The organism is Spiroplasma endosymbiont of Nomada rufipes (assembly GCF_964277355.1).
Classification (GTDB): Bacteria; Bacillota_I; Bacilli_A; order Mycoplasmatales; family VBWQ01; genus Spiroplasma_E.
Map to the genome: position 1 here is coordinate 747,971 of NZ_OZ195517.1, position 15,748 is coordinate 763,718.

The following is a 15,748-nucleotide window of genomic DNA, read 5'->3' on the forward strand; positions in this document are numbered from 1 at the left end:
TTAAATTTTAGTAAAAATTACCAATTTTAATAATTTTTTAAACAAATTAAAAAATATTATTAACTTTAAATTCTAAAATGTTATTTTTAAAATTATTTAATGATTTTAAAGTAGGTTACTATTATTATATTTATATAACATCAACATATACTTTAAAATTGAAGTAATGCTCATATTTTATCTCAAATTCTTTATACAAGGGAGTCTAATAATTTTTAAATAAGTATAATTTGTTATGCAAGTTTTTTATAAACTTGCTAAATTGTAAAGGTAAGTGCAACTAAATTATTTTTCTATCCAAATATTCGATTGTTGAAAGATAATTTAATATTTTTCTCGGTCTTTGATTTAAATACAATATAAATTTATGAACTTCATTTTTATTAGTTTTTGAAAAAATAAATTTTTTAGGAAATTTTTCTCTAATTAAACCATTAGTATTTTCATTAGTACCTCTTTGTCAAGGTGAATATGGATTGGCAAAATAAATTTTTACATCTAAATTTTTTTCAAGTTGTTGTCAATTTGAAAATTCTTTGCCACGATCAAAAGTAATAGTTTTAACAATGTTTTTAGGAAGAATTGATAAATAATAACTGACATTTTTATTAATAACTTTAGTAGTTCTGTTTTTAACTAATATTGCTAAAGTAAATCGTGATACTCTTTCAACTAAAGTTATTAAACATGATTTGCTTTTACCTCGTGATGATACTATAGTATCTCCTTCTCAATGACCAAGTGTTATACGATCATTAACATTTATATCTCGTTCTTTAATTGATTTACCATTAAACTTGTCACGATTTTCTTTAGATTTTCGTTTTTTACCTTTTCTTCTTAAATTTTTACTAGTAACTTTATCAAGCATTCCAAAATAAATTCAAGTATAAATTGTTTTAAAACTAATAAATCACTCTTTATGAAAATTTTTAATTCTGCCATAAATTTGTTCAGGTGATCAACCTAATAGTAATTTTTGTTGTACATATTTTACTAAATTCTTATTTTTAAACTTATGAAAAATAATATGTGATTGTTTTCGATTTTCAGCTTTATTTTGTGCAATTAATGAAAAATAATGATTATTATCTTTATTTCTATTAATTTCTCGAATAATAGTACTAATACTTCGATTAAGATTTTTAGCTATTTCACTAATTTTAAATTTAAATTTCAATTGATTATCAATATAAATCCTTTCATCTATGCCAAGATGTTTATAACTCATATAACAACTCCTTACTTTTTTCTAAACTAAATTTAGCATTATGAAATTTTTATATGAGAATTTTTTGCAATTTTATTTACTTGCACTTACAAGTATAATTCAGCACTTTTATATTTTTTCTAATTTTTTAAATATTAATTTTATAATCAAAAACTTAATTAAACACTTATGGGACAAGATGTGATAGTGTGAATCTTGTATTCTTATTCTAACACATAATATTTGAAACTTCTTCTTTTTGGAAATTATTATTAATTGTAATAAAAAACTTTAGTATTAGCGATAATTATTAATTAAAAGCATTTTTTACTATAAATTAATTATAAAATAGATTATTAAAATTATAGTATTTTGACTTTAATAAGAGTAAAAAAACTAATTTTATGAAAAATAAATAAATTTTGTAAAACAAAAAATAATATGTACAATATAATTATTAAGTTTAATATAAGTTTTTAACCCATTGCTTTTTTTAAGTAAATTGGTTTATTAATAAAAAAAATAAGAGGTAAAGAAGAATGGTAAATGATTTAGTTAATATAAATAAGTTTATAAAAAGTTTAAATACAAATAATATTAATAGTATAGATTTGATGCAACAATATTATTATCATGAAATAAGAGAAAATATAGAAATATATAATGAATTAATTGAAAAATTAGACAATATTTTTTCATTATTTAATATAACTATAGAACAAGAACAAAAATATAACAATTTTTTTATTTTTTTAAAAGAAGAAATAATAAAAACTAAGAAAAAATATCAGGAAAATTATAAATATGAAATAGAACAAATTGCCAAAATTTTAGATCAAAATCAACAGACTATTGATAATTATTTAGTAGTCAATAATAAATATAGTATTATTATTGCAAGTTTAAATAATAAAAAAATTACTAAATGAAAAAATAATTTTTTAAAAATTATTACTTTTGGTTTTTGAGATTGAAATAAAAAAATAACAGTTCAACAAGAAGAATTAGAAAATTATAAAATTAATAATGAAGAATTGATAAAAGGGAAAGAATTAGAAAATGAAAAACTAAAACAAGAAAAAACTACTATTTTGATTGAAAAACTAAATAAAAATATGTTTGAAATAACTAGTGTTCTTGCAGAAGTTGACATTTTAGAAGAAGAATTTAAAAAAATGCTCAGTGAAAAAACTAATAATGAACCTGAATGTGAAATTGCAGAGGAAGCAATTGAAGTGCTAAGTAAAAAAAGAAGTTCATTTTGTTCACAAGATAGTGGTTTTGATTCAAATGCAAGTAGCGATAGTGAAGAATCTTCTTATCCAGAAAAATTAAATCCATTTATTAATGATGATGACGTAAGTTCTCAATCAACCAGTATTTTTAGTAAACCAATTTTGCCAAAAATGTAAATAGATAAATATAATTATTAAAATAATTGTTAATTTTAATAATTAAATATTAATAAATAAATTATTTAAATACTTACATCAGTAAGTGTTTTTAATAGAAAAACTTATTTATTTAGAAAAAATATGTAACTTAGTAAAAATAAAGAAATTATTATTTTAAAATCTTTTTATCTGTTAAGTATTTTAACTTGACATCATTATGTGAATAAGATATTATTAAAAAGGTTTATTTGCCACAAATTAATAGAAGGAGGTAATTTATGGTTAAATTACGCTTAATACCAACAGGAAAAAGTAAATCAGTGCAACCTAGTTACAGAATTGTTGCAATTGATGCAAGAACAAAACTAAATGGTAGATATATTGATAAATTAGGTACTTATAATCCAACAAGCAAAGAAAAACAAGTAACTATCGATAAAGTAAAAGCATTAAAATTTTTATCAAATGGTGCTCAACCAACAGAAACTGTTCGTAGTTTATTATCAGCAGAAGGAATTATGACTAAATTTCATAATTTAAGACAAGAGAGAAAAAGTAGCAAATCTAAAAAAATAACAAAAAAAGTTACTGTAAAAAATAAAAAAACTGCTACTACTGATTCTATTAAAAAAGAAGAAGCACCCGCTACTTAATATTAAAATATGCTACAAGTGATTAATTAATATGTATGTAACATTGTTAGAAGGTTTAATTGAACCAATTTTACTTGATAAAATTTGTGAAGTTGAGATTCGCGAATTAGTAGAAAAAAATCACTATGATTTAATATTAATGGTACCAATCATTAATATCAGTATTGATTGGTAAAAAAGGAAATACTATTCGTGCATTATCAACAATTATTGAAAGCAAAGCATATTTAGAAAACAATACTATTAAATTAGTAATTAATGAGTTTTAAGATGAAATATTTAGAATTAGGTACTATTGTTAATACTCATGGTCTTATTGGTGAAGTTAAGGTTTTATGTAATTATTATGGTAATAAATTTTCATGAAAAGAAAAAACAACAGTTTATTTAGAAGAAACTAAACAACTAACACCTTTAATTATTTCAAGAGTAAGAAATCATAAGCAGTTTTTATTATTAACATTTGAAAATTATAATACTATTGAGTTAGTAGAAGGTATGAAAAATAAAAATTTAGTTATTAATACTGAAGAAATAATTAATGACAACTTACCTTGATTTTATGAAGATATTCTAAATTATGAAGCATTTGATGCTAATAATAATGCTTTTTTAGGAAAAGTTATTGCTTTCTTAGATAATAATCATCAAGGTTTATGAGAAATAAAAATGACTAATAAAAAAACCTTTTTTATTCCTAATAATAAAGTATTTATTAATAAAATTAATAAAGAAGAACAAAAAGTTTATTTTAATATTATTGAAGGATTAATTAATAATGACTAAAAACCAATTCACAATTATAACTTTATTTCCCAATGCTTTTAATGATTTTATGCAAACATCAATCATAAAACGAGCTATTACTAAAAAACAAATTAGCATTGATATTATTGATATTAGAAGTTTTGCTAATAATAAACACCAACAAGTTGATGATGCTCCTTATGGTGGTGGCAATGGTATGGTTTTACAAGCAATGCCAGTAATTAATGCTATTAATAGCGTAAAACTTAAATATCCTAAGGCTAAAACAATTTTACTTAGTCCACAAGGTCAACAATGAAATCAACAATTAGCTTATAAATATAGTCAAAAAAATATTAATTATATTTTAGTTTGTGGTCATTACGAAGGTATTGATGAACGCATTATGTCTTATATTGATGAAGATATTTCAATTGGTGATTATGTATTAACTGGTGGTGAATTACCAGCAATGGTTATTGTTGATTGTATTACTAGGTTAATTCCTAATGTTATTCAACATCAATCTCATCTTAATGATTCTTTTAATAACTCATTATTGGATTATCCAACATATACAAGACCAGAAGAAGTACTAGGTATGAAAGTTCCAGAAGTTTTAATTGGTGGTCACCATGAAAAGATAGCAGAATATCGTCATCAACAAGCATTAATTAATACTTATAAAAAAAGAATTGATTTATTTAAAAAATATCAATTATCTGCAAAAGATAAAATAATAATTGAAGAATATAAATCTTCACTTAAAAAAAAATAAACGAAAGGAGAAATAAAACATGCAAAATGCAATTATTAAATTAGTTAGCGAAAGTCAACTAAATCATAATCTTCCTAATTTTAAATCTGGAGATACAATCCAAGTTTTTTCTAAAATTAAAGAAGAAAAAAAAGAACGTATTCAAATGTTTGAAGGAGTAGTTATTGCTCGCAAAGGTTCAGGAATTACGCAAAATGTTATTGTTCGTAAAACTGTTGGTGGTAAAGGTGTCGAAAAAACATTTGCTTTACATTCACCATTAATTGATAAAATTAATGTTATTCGTAAGGGTAAAGTAAGAAGAGCACGTATTTTCTACTTACGTAAATTAAGCGGTAAAGCTGCTAGAATTAAAGAAATTAAAACAGTAAAACCCGTTAAATAATAATTAAACCACCGTTATTAAAATCAATGGTGGTTTTCTAAATTGATATAAAATAATAATAAAATGTATTAAAGGAGTTAAAAAAATGCCTAATGAAAGTACCCATAATCAAATTCATTGATTCCCTGGTCATATGATGAAAGCCATTAAAGCAATTGAAACTAAGTTACCAATTATTGATGTTGCAATTGAAGTTTTAGATGCACGAGCACCATTAGCAACAAAAAGTACTTTATTAGATCGTTTATTAGAGAAAAAAATAAGAATTATTGTTCTTAACAAAGTTGATTTAGCAGATGATAATTTTACTAAAGAATGAGTTACTTTTTTTGAAAGTCAAGGTTTTTCTGTTTTATTGGCAAAATCATTAACTACAAAAATGAAACCACAGTTGTTAAATTTAATTACTAAATTAATGGAACCGCAAATGGAAAAAGAATTGGCAAAAGGTATTGTTAATCCAAAAATTAAGGTATTAATTATGGGATTACCAAATACGGGTAAATCAACATTTATCAATAATTTATTGCAACGTAAAGTAACACAAACTGCTAATATACCTGGTGTTACTAGAGGTCAACAATGAATTAAATTAAATCCAACGATTGATTTGTTAGATAGTCCTGGTATTTTACCACCAAAAATGAATGATCAAAAAGTAGTAATGATTTTAGCTTTAATTAAAGCAATTCCTGTTAAACATTTATTTTTAGAAGAAATGGCTAATTTTGCTTTAACCTTTTTACTTGAGAATTATTATGAAAGATTAATAAAATATTATAATATTAATTTTGAAATTAAAAATATTAATGATGAAACATTATTTCTTTATTTTAAGAAATTAGCACAAAAATATCATTTAAAATTGGCTAATGATGAAGATAATGCTCATCGTGCCATGAATTTATTTATTAATGATTTACAAGTAGGGAAACTAGGATTAATTTCATTTGAAATACCACCTAAGATTTTAAAACATGAAAAGTAGTTTACGATACGAAATTGATAATTATTCATCAGGAACATTAATTGCTGGTTTTGATGAAGTGGGAAGGGGAGCTATTGCAGGACCAATTGTTGTTGCAAGCGTTATTCTTAAACCAAACTTTAATCATCCTTTAATTAAAGATTCAAAACAATTATCAGCAAAACAACGAATAGCAATGTATCAAATTATAATTGATAATGCACTAACAGTTGTTGTTAGTATTAAAAGTCATCAATTTGTTAATATTCATAATCCTAAGCAGACTAGTATTTTAGCAATGATAGAAGCATTTAATAAATTAAAATAGTACCTGATGTGTGTTTAGTTGATTTTGAAAAACCGCAATTTCCTAATTTTCTAGGAAAAGTTGAAGCAATAGTTAAAGGTGATCAAAAATCACTTAATATTGCTAGCGCTTCGATTATTGCTAAAGTAGTAAGAGATAAAATTATGATTGATTATGATACTCAATATCCTAATTATGGGTTTAAAAATCATAAAGGGTATTATACAAAAAATCATAAGATAGCATTACAAAATTATGGTATTTGTGATATTCATCGTATTAGTTGTGCGCCCGTTAAAAAATATAGCGGAATTATATAATAGAGAAACTTTTATTATTACAATTATTTACTGGTAATAAGTTATTATCTAATTTATTTATATCTGTTGCTAATAATTTATTATTTTGAATATTAAAAATTTCTTTAATTGGTTTAGTTCCTTGATTTATTAAAATATTTTTAAATGATTGAAGTCCAATTTTTTGTAAATTCTTTTCTAATTGGCTTGTAGGTGTTTTAATATTATAGGCAACTTCTAAATAAAAGAATCTTTTTTGAAAGTCATGGTCAAAATCTTGATATTTTTTATAGATTTTTTCTATTTTATTTATTATATTTTTATTTAATATTTTTTGAAAGGCATTATTGTTAATAATGTCTTTGCTAATATTTTCTAATAAATAGTGTAGTGGAAATAATTCAGTAGAATAACTAGTAACATTTTTATATGGTAATAATAAGTCATTGATTATTTCTTTTTTAATATTGTATTTTTGTCTAATTTTATTAGAAGTTTTAATTATATTTATTTTAAAACAAAATTTATTATCTTTATTATCAATTACTAACATAGTTGAAAATATTTCTTTATATATTTTTTTTAACATTTTATTTTTCCTTTTTTATTTGGATATTTAATTTAATAAAAATCCTAATATAGAAAAATAGCTATATTAGGTATATACATTTATTAAATTAGAATAATTATATCTAAAAATATGAAATAATACTATTTATTTTTACTATTTATTTTTTATTATTGCTTTTCTTAATGATTATGGACAAATCTTATTGAGATTTTTAATTTAATTTTTTTGAAATAAACTTATATGTTTATTAAATTTTCTAGTTCTGTTATAATTAAAGTATATTAATTTAAAGTAAAATAGTTTTTAATTTATAATTTAAGATAGTCAGGGGAATTATTAAGATAGTCAGGGGAATTATAATGACAAAGAGATTCGGTTATAATTTATTAGCATTTGTATATTTTTCAAATCAACGTCGCGGTACTGCTAAATTAGTTTTGAAAAAAAGTACATGTAAACATATTATTAAAATTTACAAGAAAAATAAAAATTTACAAATAAGTGATAAGGTAAGATTATTATCTAATTTGTTAAGTAGTAATATTGTTTCTAAAATTTCAGCTTTAGCAGAAGAATCTTCAATGCCATATACTTTGATTGATGAAATAGTTTTTGTTATTCTTGAACAATGAGAACTATTTTTACAATGAAGTAAAAAAAATAACAAATGCTCTTATTATTACTGTTAATAAAAATCTAGAATTTAGCGCTGATTGAGTAGGTAACGATAATATTTTTGCAGAGTTAATAACCGAATATACTATTAATTATAAAGAATTAGAAATGAACACCATTATTAAAAATAATGGTTTTTCTTACGAAAGAGATGGTATTAAGTATAGTGCTAATGGTATTGCTAAAATTATTTTAACACCATGTTTATGAAAACAATTAGATAAATTAAATAATAGTTTTGGGATATCGCAATATTTAAGGAATGAACAAATATTTTGTTATCTTTCTTTAGAACCAAATTCTGATAAAATTTTAAATTATGCTTTTGAACAATTGGCAGTTTTAATTTTTAATAATAAAAAATATGTTAATGATGCTTTTCTTAAGTTTAAAGTAGGTGTTGTTTTAGAATTTGAAGCAGTAGTGCATGAACAATTTCAATTAAAACAAATTTCAGCAATGAAAGTTAATAGCGAAGAATTAAAATAATATATATTATTTTGAAGTGCTGAATTATACTTGTAAGTGCAAGTAAATAAAATTGCAAAAAATTCTCATATAAAAATTTCATAATGCTAAATTTAGTTTAGAAAAAAGTAAGGAGTTTTTATATGAGTTATAAACATCTTGGCATAGATGAAAGGATTTATATTGAGAATCAATTGAAATTTAAATTTAAAATTAGTGAAATAGCTAAAAATCTTAATCGAAGTATTAGTACTATTATTCGAGAAATTAATAGAAATAAAGATAATAATCATTATTTTTCATTAATTGCACAAAATAAAGCTGAAAATCGAAAACAATCACATATTAGTTTTCATAAGTTTAAAAATAAGAATTTAGTAAAATATGTACAACAAAAATTACTATTAGGTTGATCACCTGAACAAATTTATGGCAGAATTAAAAATTTTCATAAAGAGTGAGTTATTAGTTTTAAAACAATTTATACTTGAATTTATTTTGGAATGCTTGATAAAGTTACTAGTAAAAATTTAAGAAGAAAAGGTAAAAAACGAAAATCTAAAGAAAATCGTGGCAAGTTTAATGGTAAATCAATTAAAGAACGAGATATAAATGTTAATGATCGTATAACACTTGGTCATTGAGAAGGAGATACTATAGTATCATCACGAGGTAAAAGCAAATCATGTTTAATAACTTTAGTTGAAAGAGTATCGCGATTTACTTTAGCAATATTAGTTAAAAACAGAACTACTAAAGTTATTAATAAAAATGTCAGTTATTATTTATCAATTCTTCCTAAAAACATTGTTAAAACTATTACTTTTGATCGTGGCAAAGAATTTTCAAATTGACAACAACTTGAAAAAAATTTAGATGTAAAAATTTATTTTGCCAATCCATATTCACCTTGACAAAGAGGTACTAATGAAAATACTAATGGTTTAATTAGAGAAAAATTTCCTAAAAAATTTATTTTTTCAAAAACTAATAAAAATGAAGTTCATAAATTTATATTGTCTTTAAATCAAAGACCGAGAAAAATATTAAATTATCTTTCACCAATCGAATATTTGGATAGAAAAATAATTTAGTTGCACTTACCTTTACAATTTAGCAAGTAAAAAATAAGGTAATACTAGACTAGTATTACCTTAATTAATATATTTTAGAAAAATTGAATAATGATTTTATGCTAATCATATCATTATTATTTTACTATTAATTGTTTATTCTTATTATTATTGTTGACTTTAAAGAAATAGTTTCTTGGTTTTTTACTAAAGCAATAGAAAGTGTTAGTTCATCTCCGTCTGTTAAATTATTTGGACGAGGGAATGCTCCTCTTCTTTCAAAACTTATAACATTAAATTTTGCTTTTCAACCAACTAATTGTTCAAAGTTATTAAATTTAATAGCTTTTTCAGTTCTGCTTTTGCTTATTAATGGTACTTCTGTTTTATCTTTTAATCATTTATTAACAGTTTCTTCTAATTTATAACCCGCTTGGAAATGCTCAATAGAACTTCCTTCATAAAAAAATTCATTATAACTTAACTTAGCAGGACTATCACTTGCAAAAATATTAAATAAAGCATCAGTTCCAGTCATTACTTTTACTGTATATTTATCCCCTAAATTTGTTTTACCATCTTCTTTAAAGAATTGTAAATTATATGTCCCATCACCAACTACAAGTTTTTCATCATCATTTGGTTCTACAAATTTACTAGTAGAAACTTTTATATTAGATATTTTATTTTTAATTTTAGCAACTTCCGCTGCATCAAAAGTACCATCTTCAGGTGTTGTTCCTGATGTTAATTTCTGTTGTAAAACAGATTTTAAAAAATAGAAACTGTCTTTATCTTTAGCTTTGACTTGACCAGTAGTTGCCTCATTTTCTAATATTTTAGTTACTAAAATATCGGAATTATCAATTCCGAAAAAGGATGTATCTTTTTCTCAATCAAGTCTAATAGTTTTTAAACCGTTTCCTTCATCATTTGTTAAATATAAATTGATTGATACTTGATCTAGTAATATTTTTACTTGATCTTCTTTGTTGTTACCACAAGCTATAACAGTAGTTACTGGCACTGTTGTTATGACACTAGCACCTAATAACTTTAATAATGTTCTCATATTCCTCATTTTTTTCTTAACCTCCTCAGTTAAATCTAGAATAGATGTGAGAAATTATCTTCAATAATCTTATGTAAAACATATTATTTTAAATAACTCACTAATACTATTATAATACATAAAAAAAATTTTATGGTTTTTTTACACCTTTAAGAGTGTATTTATAAATTATTAATAGTAAAATTAAATAAAAAACACTTATAATTTTATTTTTTAATATAATCAAAATATATTAAAAATATTTAAGATTTTAATTAAAAATTAAAATCATATTAGTATTTATTGTTATAAAGTAATATCTGAAAAAAATAAAAATAATAAAGTATAATATTTCTATAAATAAAAAAATATAAGTTTTTGACCTATTGTTTAAGTTTTAAGCAAGTAGGTTTTTTATTTTGAAAGGGGAAAAATATGAATTTAAAATCTTTACTATCTGAAATAAAAGTTGATTATAAAGAAATTATAGAAATTTTTAGAAAAATAGAAGCAAAAAAGGAAAATATTAAATCATTATGAGATGAATTAAGTAAGTATAAACAGCAATTACAGAAAGAAAAAAGTGATGATAATATTAACCAAAAATTATTAATTATTTATAAAGTTTCTGCTTTTGTTGAAGAAATGTTGTTAAATTCTTGTCAATCAACAGAATATGATCCTGCTACTGGAAAAATAATTAGAGACAGTAAAATGAGTGAAAATTTTGTAAATGATTGAAATAATATTAATAAAATATTAGAACAAATTTTTTTACCAGAAGATGAAGTTGTAGAAATTTCAGAATTAGCAGATGATCAATTAAGTCTACTAAATAATGAACAAACGCAAACAGATCGTGAAAGTGAATGTTTTCCCAAACGATGTTTAATTTTATAAAAATGAAATAAAAATTAAAAAACTTTTCTCTAATTAGAGAAAAGTTTTAATTAACATAGTGCTTTAAATTCTACTAAAATATTGATTGAGGTAATAAAGTTCCAATACTTAACATTATTAAGGCAAAGACAGTAATACCAATAGTATATGGTCAGATTGATCGATAAAAACTTGTTAGGGGAACTTTAGCAATGGCAAGTCCTGCCATCATTACACCTGCACTTGGTGCAAATAAATTAATTCAACCACTAGCCATAACAAAAGTAGTAATCATTCCTGAACCTAATCCTAAAGGAATTACTATTTTTGAAACAATAGGGAAAACAGCTTTTGTAAATCCTGATGTTGAAGGAATAACAAAGGCAATCAAAAGAAAAGCAAAAAAACCAATAATAACAATAGCAAATCTTGGCAATTTATCAATACTTTGCAATTGACCAACAACAACATGTTGCATTCCTGAATGTTGTAATGATCAGCCAATTCCACCAGCAACAGCAATTATTAAAGCAACACCTAATAATTCTGAAGAACCACTAATAAAATTACGAACATATTGTTCTTCGCCTTTTCAATCAATTGCTGCAATGATAATTGAAACAAAGAAAAATAAAAAAGCTAACATTTCAATATTTCAGTCACCAAATGCATTAATTTGACTTGTGAAATATGGAAAATATTTAATTAATGTATTGTGAAAATCATCAAAAATAGTTGTTCCTGTAATTTTACCTCATGGAATAATACAAAGCACCATAATTAAAAATGTTAATCCAAATAGTGCTAAAATAATTTTACGACGTTTAGTAAATTCAGGTATTTCTTCTTTATTAATAAATTCTTCATGATGCTCACTATGTAAGTGAAAAACAACTGATTTTTCGGGATTACGTTTAACACGGATTGCATATCACATAACAAAAGCAATAGTACCGATAGTTGCTAAAAATCAACAAATTAAACGTCAGATGATTCCATCACCCGGATTTAAACCACTAGCTTGTGAAGCTGTGGCAATAGCAAAGGGATTAAGTGTTGAAAACATAACACCAACACCAGCACCCAATAAAATCATTAATACAGCTGTAACAACATCAAAACCAGCAGCTAACATTGCTGGAATAATAATTAAATAGTAAGGAATAGTTTCTTCACACATTCCTTCAACTGTTCCACCAATCGATAGGATAGTCATAATTGAAGGAATAATTCAAATTTCTTTTCCGTTTAGACGTTTAACTAAACGACCAATTCCTGCATCTAGTGCACCTGATTTCATAACTATGCCAATATATCCACCAATTACTAAAACAAAAACAATAATATCACTGCTACCAATGAAACCTTTAATTGGAGCCAAAAATAAGTCCATGATACCTAATGGCCCACCTTCTTGTCAGGGGTTATCAGTGCTTACAAGTTTTGATTCATCTTCTAATCATTTACCTGTTGTTCCTGGAATCCAAGAAATAATAATAATTAGAGCAATAATAAAGAATAAGACTGTAATTGCTGTTGGCATTTTAAATGGAAATAAACGAAATTTTTTCTTTTTGGTAATTCCCATATATGATTAATACCTCCTTCTTTATTTTTTTAAAAGTATTATTATATAATACACTATTTATCATGTAGAATAAAAGATGTTTAAGCTTATTTTTTAAAATAACTTATTAAAAAAGTAGTATTTTTATTTAAGTAACATTATTATAATAATAGTTTTTAAAAAAATGTTATTTTTTTATTAGTATTATTTGAAAATTTAATTAAATATTAGTAGTATTTTAAAATAAAATTAGTTATTATAAATTACATATATTTTTTTATTTTTTTGATTTTATTGACTATTTCATTAATTAATGAAATCACTTTAAAGGTATATAATTATTATAATTGAAAGGAGAATATTATGTTAAAACTTTTTAATAAAAAAGAAAGGACAAATCATAAATTAACTTTATCAGAATTAGTCTGGTTTGGTTTTAATTATACTGTTGGAATTACTTTTACTGCTAACTTTGCAATTTTAATTAATAAAGATAGTTTAAATTTAGGTTCTCATATGATTTGAATTTTTTTAGTAGAAGGATTAATTGCAGGAACTTGTGCTTGAGCTTTCTCAAGACTTTCAAGAGTACATCCGGGTAATAATGGTGCTGCTTATATTTATGTTAGAAGTAGTTATGGTCGCTTCTGAGGTTGATTAATTTCTTTTTTACAGTATGCTACTTTACCTGTTATAGTTAGTTCACAAATTGTATCAATGATTAGAATTAACTTTACTGATCCATCTTCTTTTTTATATGCTAATTGAGGAGTATGACAACATTTAGGATTAGATTTGATTGGAATTCTAATTTATGGTTTAGCTTCTTGTGTATTATTTTTAGGAATGGCTGCATTTAAAAAATTTGTGAATATTTCTAGTTATTTAAAATGAGGAACAACTTTTTTATTAATCATAGCAACTATTATATTATTTGTGATGGCAGGAACTTCAAATTGAGATATGACTACTTCTCATCAACAATTAACTGCCAATAACTTTTCACAAGCTTTTGCCATGTGTTTCTTTTTCTTTTTAGGATTTGAAACCTATTCAACAATTGGTAAAAATGTTAGAAATCCTGAAAAAAATATTAGTCGTTCGTTAGTTATTGTTATGATTTTATCTACTATTTTTTATATGGCAGTAACAATCCTTATGATTGGTGCTGTTGCTGGTAATTTTTCAGATAATCCCAACTTAAGTATTTTTAAAATTTTAGGTGATAAAGCTCATGCACAATGATTAGGAATAATTGGTATCCTTGTAATGTTAATTTGTACTATTTCATTAAAGTCTAATGCTGGAATGCAAAATGCTTTATATAGTGGTGCTATTTTAGAACCATTATCTGTTGAGGGATATATTTCACCTAAATATAAAGAATTATCAAAAGATAACATTCCATTTAAAGCTTCTAGATTAAATTTAATTATTACTTTTTCTTCAGCTTTTGTATGATTAATTTTACCTGATATTATTGGAGTAATAGTTGATACGTTACATCCTGTTTATAAGGATGGACAATTAGTTTTAAGTTCGATTGTTAATTATGGAACATTAACTGCTGAAGCCGGTATTATTATGGTTATTATTTATGTTTTTGTACTTTCCATTGCAATTAAACTATCTATAGAAAAGAAATTGAAAAAAAATATTTTTGAAATTATTATTTGACTTGCAGCAACACTTTTCTTAGTTTGACAATTTGAAGAATGATTAAGATCTTTAATCAATGGTTTAATTTCGGGTGCAAGTCTTATTGGTAAAGGTGGAACTGATACTACAAAAGGAATATCTGATATAACTTCTAATGTTTTACAATTAGTTTATTTAATTGCTAGCATTGCGTTTGCTCTAATTTGATACTTTGCTTATTATAAACCAATGCAAAGAAAAAGAATGCTTACAAATCCTAAATTACAAGAAGAATTGGATAGCGAATTTAGAGTGAAAGATGATTGACCTTTTGTTGCAAAAAATCTACAAAATGAAATTGAAAATTATTTAGTACGTAATGTTTTAATTAATGGTGATGATAAAAACCCTAATTATACGATTGCTAAAAATGTACGTAAAGAATTATTGATGTCAGAAGGCGAATGGCGTGAAGACGAAGAATAAAAAAAGTTTAAAAATGTATTGGTTATTATAACTAATACATTTTTAGTATTTATTATTTTTGACAAATTTTTATAGTAATATTAAAGGTGTTAATAATGAATATTTTTTTATATTATTATAAAGTATATTGATGGTAGAAAGTAAAATATGATGTATAATGTTAATTGGATTAATTTCAATATTATGTTTAGAAGTAATTCTAAATTGTGGTTATTGTATTTGTAGTTCAAAAGTCATATTATTGGAGGTACTATATATGAATATGAAAAATATATTAAGATTAATGGGTGCATTAACATTAACAACAGCAGCTACTACTTCGGTTGTTGCTTGTGGTGATAAAGCTGGTGTAGCCATGAACGTAGAAGTATCAAAACAATTAGGGTTAACAGATGAAAAAGGAGAAGGTGTACAAACAGCTTCACTTGATACAACTGTCAAGGATAATGTTAGTTGAGCTGTTGCTGAAGCATCAGCAATTAAAGCTGGTAAATTATTAGGATAAGGAGATAAAGCGGCAAATCAAGCATGTTTTGATTTTATTACTAATGTATTAAAAGTTAAACCAAAAGAGGGAACTACTTTTGCTGATGGAGTTTT

19 protein-coding genes are annotated in these 15,748 nt (G+C 23.6%); 15 read left to right on the forward strand and 4 right to left on the reverse strand.

Translation table 4 applies throughout. The features are described 5' to 3' along the window. Window positions 1-280: 280 nt before the first annotated feature. Window positions 281-1,231 (reverse strand): IS30 family transposase, encoded by a 951-nt coding sequence (locus ACICQF_RS04085; RefSeq protein ID WP_395472865.1) that lies wholly within the window; start codon window positions 1,229-1,231, stop codon window positions 281-283. 40 nt (window positions 1,232-1,271) lie between these two features. On the opposite strand from ACICQF_RS04085, the gene ACICQF_RS04090 reads away from it, so the two are divergent. The 9 genes from ACICQF_RS04090 (at window position 1,272) to ACICQF_RS04130 (ending at window position 6,761) form a co-directional block, all read left to right on the forward strand. Then, window positions 1,272-1,418, forward strand: a complete 147-nt coding sequence (locus ACICQF_RS04090; protein ID WP_395472866.1) for a hypothetical protein — start codon at window positions 1,272-1,274, stop codon at window positions 1,416-1,418. Window positions 1,419-1,749: 331 nt separating this feature from the next. Next, a complete protein-coding gene (locus tag ACICQF_RS04095; protein WP_395472867.1) occupies window positions 1,750-2,622 on the forward strand; it encodes a hypothetical protein in 873 nt (290 codons plus the stop codon). 260 nt (window positions 2,623-2,882) lie between these two features. Beyond that, window positions 2,883-3,257 (forward strand): 30S ribosomal protein S16, encoded by a 375-nt coding sequence (gene rpsP, locus ACICQF_RS04100; RefSeq protein ID WP_395472868.1) that lies wholly within the window; start codon window positions 2,883-2,885, stop codon window positions 3,255-3,257. 270 nt (window positions 3,258-3,527) lie between these two features. Continuing rightward, on the forward strand, window positions 3,528-4,043 hold the full coding sequence (gene rimM, locus ACICQF_RS04105) for a ribosome maturation factor RimM (RefSeq protein ID WP_252319423.1): 516 nt from the start codon (window positions 3,528-3,530) through the stop codon (window positions 4,041-4,043). Continuing rightward, window positions 4,036-4,782, forward strand: coding sequence for a tRNA (guanosine(37)-N1)-methyltransferase TrmD (trmD, locus tag ACICQF_RS04110; RefSeq protein WP_395472869.1), 747 nt, complete (start codon window positions 4,036-4,038; stop codon window positions 4,780-4,782). Before rimM ends, trmD begins: the two co-directional genes overlap by 8 nt. A 19-nt stretch (window positions 4,783-4,801) precedes the next feature. Beyond that, window positions 4,802-5,167, forward strand: a complete 366-nt coding sequence (rplS, locus tag ACICQF_RS04115) for a 50S ribosomal protein L19 (RefSeq protein WP_252319419.1) — start codon at window positions 4,802-4,804, stop codon at window positions 5,165-5,167. Window positions 5,168-5,252: 85 nt separating this feature from the next. Then, entirely contained in the window at window positions 5,253-6,155 is a 903-nt protein-coding gene (gene ylqF / locus ACICQF_RS04120; protein WP_395472870.1) for a ribosome biogenesis GTPase YlqF, read from the forward strand. Next, entirely contained in the window at window positions 6,145-6,462 is a 318-nt protein-coding gene (locus tag ACICQF_RS04125) for a hypothetical protein (RefSeq protein ID WP_395472871.1), read from the forward strand. The genes ylqF and ACICQF_RS04125 overlap by 11 nt, the downstream gene beginning before the upstream one ends. 8 nt (window positions 6,463-6,470) lie before the next feature. Beyond that, a complete protein-coding gene (locus tag ACICQF_RS04130; protein WP_395472872.1) occupies window positions 6,471-6,761 on the forward strand; it encodes a hypothetical protein in 291 nt (96 codons plus the stop codon). Here ACICQF_RS04130 and ACICQF_RS04135 read toward each other — a convergent pair. Continuing rightward, the gene (locus ACICQF_RS04135) at window positions 6,754-7,329 is read right to left on the reverse strand and encodes a hypothetical protein (protein WP_338957219.1); all 576 of its coding nucleotides are present in this window, start codon (window positions 7,327-7,329) and stop codon (window positions 6,754-6,756) included. The two genes, ACICQF_RS04130 and ACICQF_RS04135, sit on opposite strands and share 8 nt — an antisense overlap. Window positions 7,330-7,670: 341 nt before the next feature. Here ACICQF_RS04135 and ACICQF_RS04140 point away from each other — a divergent pair, with 341 nt between their 5' ends. From ACICQF_RS04140 to ACICQF_RS04150, 3 genes are all read left to right on the forward strand, one after another. After that, a complete protein-coding gene (locus ACICQF_RS04140) occupies window positions 7,671-8,000 on the forward strand; it encodes a hypothetical protein (RefSeq protein WP_395472873.1) in 330 nt (109 codons plus the stop codon). Continuing rightward, window positions 7,933-8,475 (forward strand): hypothetical protein, encoded by a 543-nt coding sequence (locus ACICQF_RS04145; RefSeq protein WP_395472874.1) that lies wholly within the window; start codon window positions 7,933-7,935, stop codon window positions 8,473-8,475. Before ACICQF_RS04140 ends, ACICQF_RS04145 begins: the two co-directional genes overlap by 68 nt. 122 nt (window positions 8,476-8,597) lie before the next feature. Then, the gene (locus tag ACICQF_RS04150) at window positions 8,598-9,548 is read left to right on the forward strand and encodes an IS30 family transposase (RefSeq protein WP_338979395.1); all 951 of its coding nucleotides are present in this window, start codon (window positions 8,598-8,600) and stop codon (window positions 9,546-9,548) included. Between the two features lie 127 nt (window positions 9,549-9,675). Here the strand turns inward: ACICQF_RS04150 and ACICQF_RS04155 are convergent, their stop codons facing one another. Beyond that, window positions 9,676-10,599, reverse strand: coding sequence for a hypothetical protein (locus tag ACICQF_RS04155; protein ID WP_395472875.1), 924 nt, complete (start codon window positions 10,597-10,599; stop codon window positions 9,676-9,678). Between the two features lie 414 nt (window positions 10,600-11,013). On the opposite strand from ACICQF_RS04155, the gene ACICQF_RS04160 reads away from it, so the two are divergent. Next, on the forward strand, window positions 11,014-11,478 hold the full coding sequence (locus ACICQF_RS04160) for a hypothetical protein (RefSeq protein WP_338957210.1): 465 nt from the start codon (window positions 11,014-11,016) through the stop codon (window positions 11,476-11,478). A gap of 73 nt (window positions 11,479-11,551) precedes the next feature. Here ACICQF_RS04160 and ACICQF_RS04165 read toward each other — a convergent pair whose 3' ends face one another. Next, a complete protein-coding gene (locus tag ACICQF_RS04165; protein WP_395472876.1) occupies window positions 11,552-13,045 on the reverse strand; it encodes a YfcC family protein in 1,494 nt (497 codons plus the stop codon). Between the two features lie 342 nt (window positions 13,046-13,387). On the opposite strand from ACICQF_RS04165, the gene ACICQF_RS04170 reads away from it, so the two are divergent. Together ACICQF_RS04170 and ACICQF_RS04175 are read left to right on the forward strand one after the other, a co-directional pair. Then, on the forward strand, window positions 13,388-15,148 hold the full coding sequence (locus tag ACICQF_RS04170) for an APC family permease (protein WP_395472877.1): 1,761 nt from the start codon (window positions 13,388-13,390) through the stop codon (window positions 15,146-15,148). A gap of 256 nt (window positions 15,149-15,404) precedes the next feature. Then, on the forward strand, window positions 15,405-15,653 hold the full coding sequence (locus ACICQF_RS04175; RefSeq protein WP_395472878.1) for a hypothetical protein: 249 nt from the start codon (window positions 15,405-15,407) through the stop codon (window positions 15,651-15,653). The last annotated feature ends 95 nt before the right edge of the window (window positions 15,654-15,748 follow it).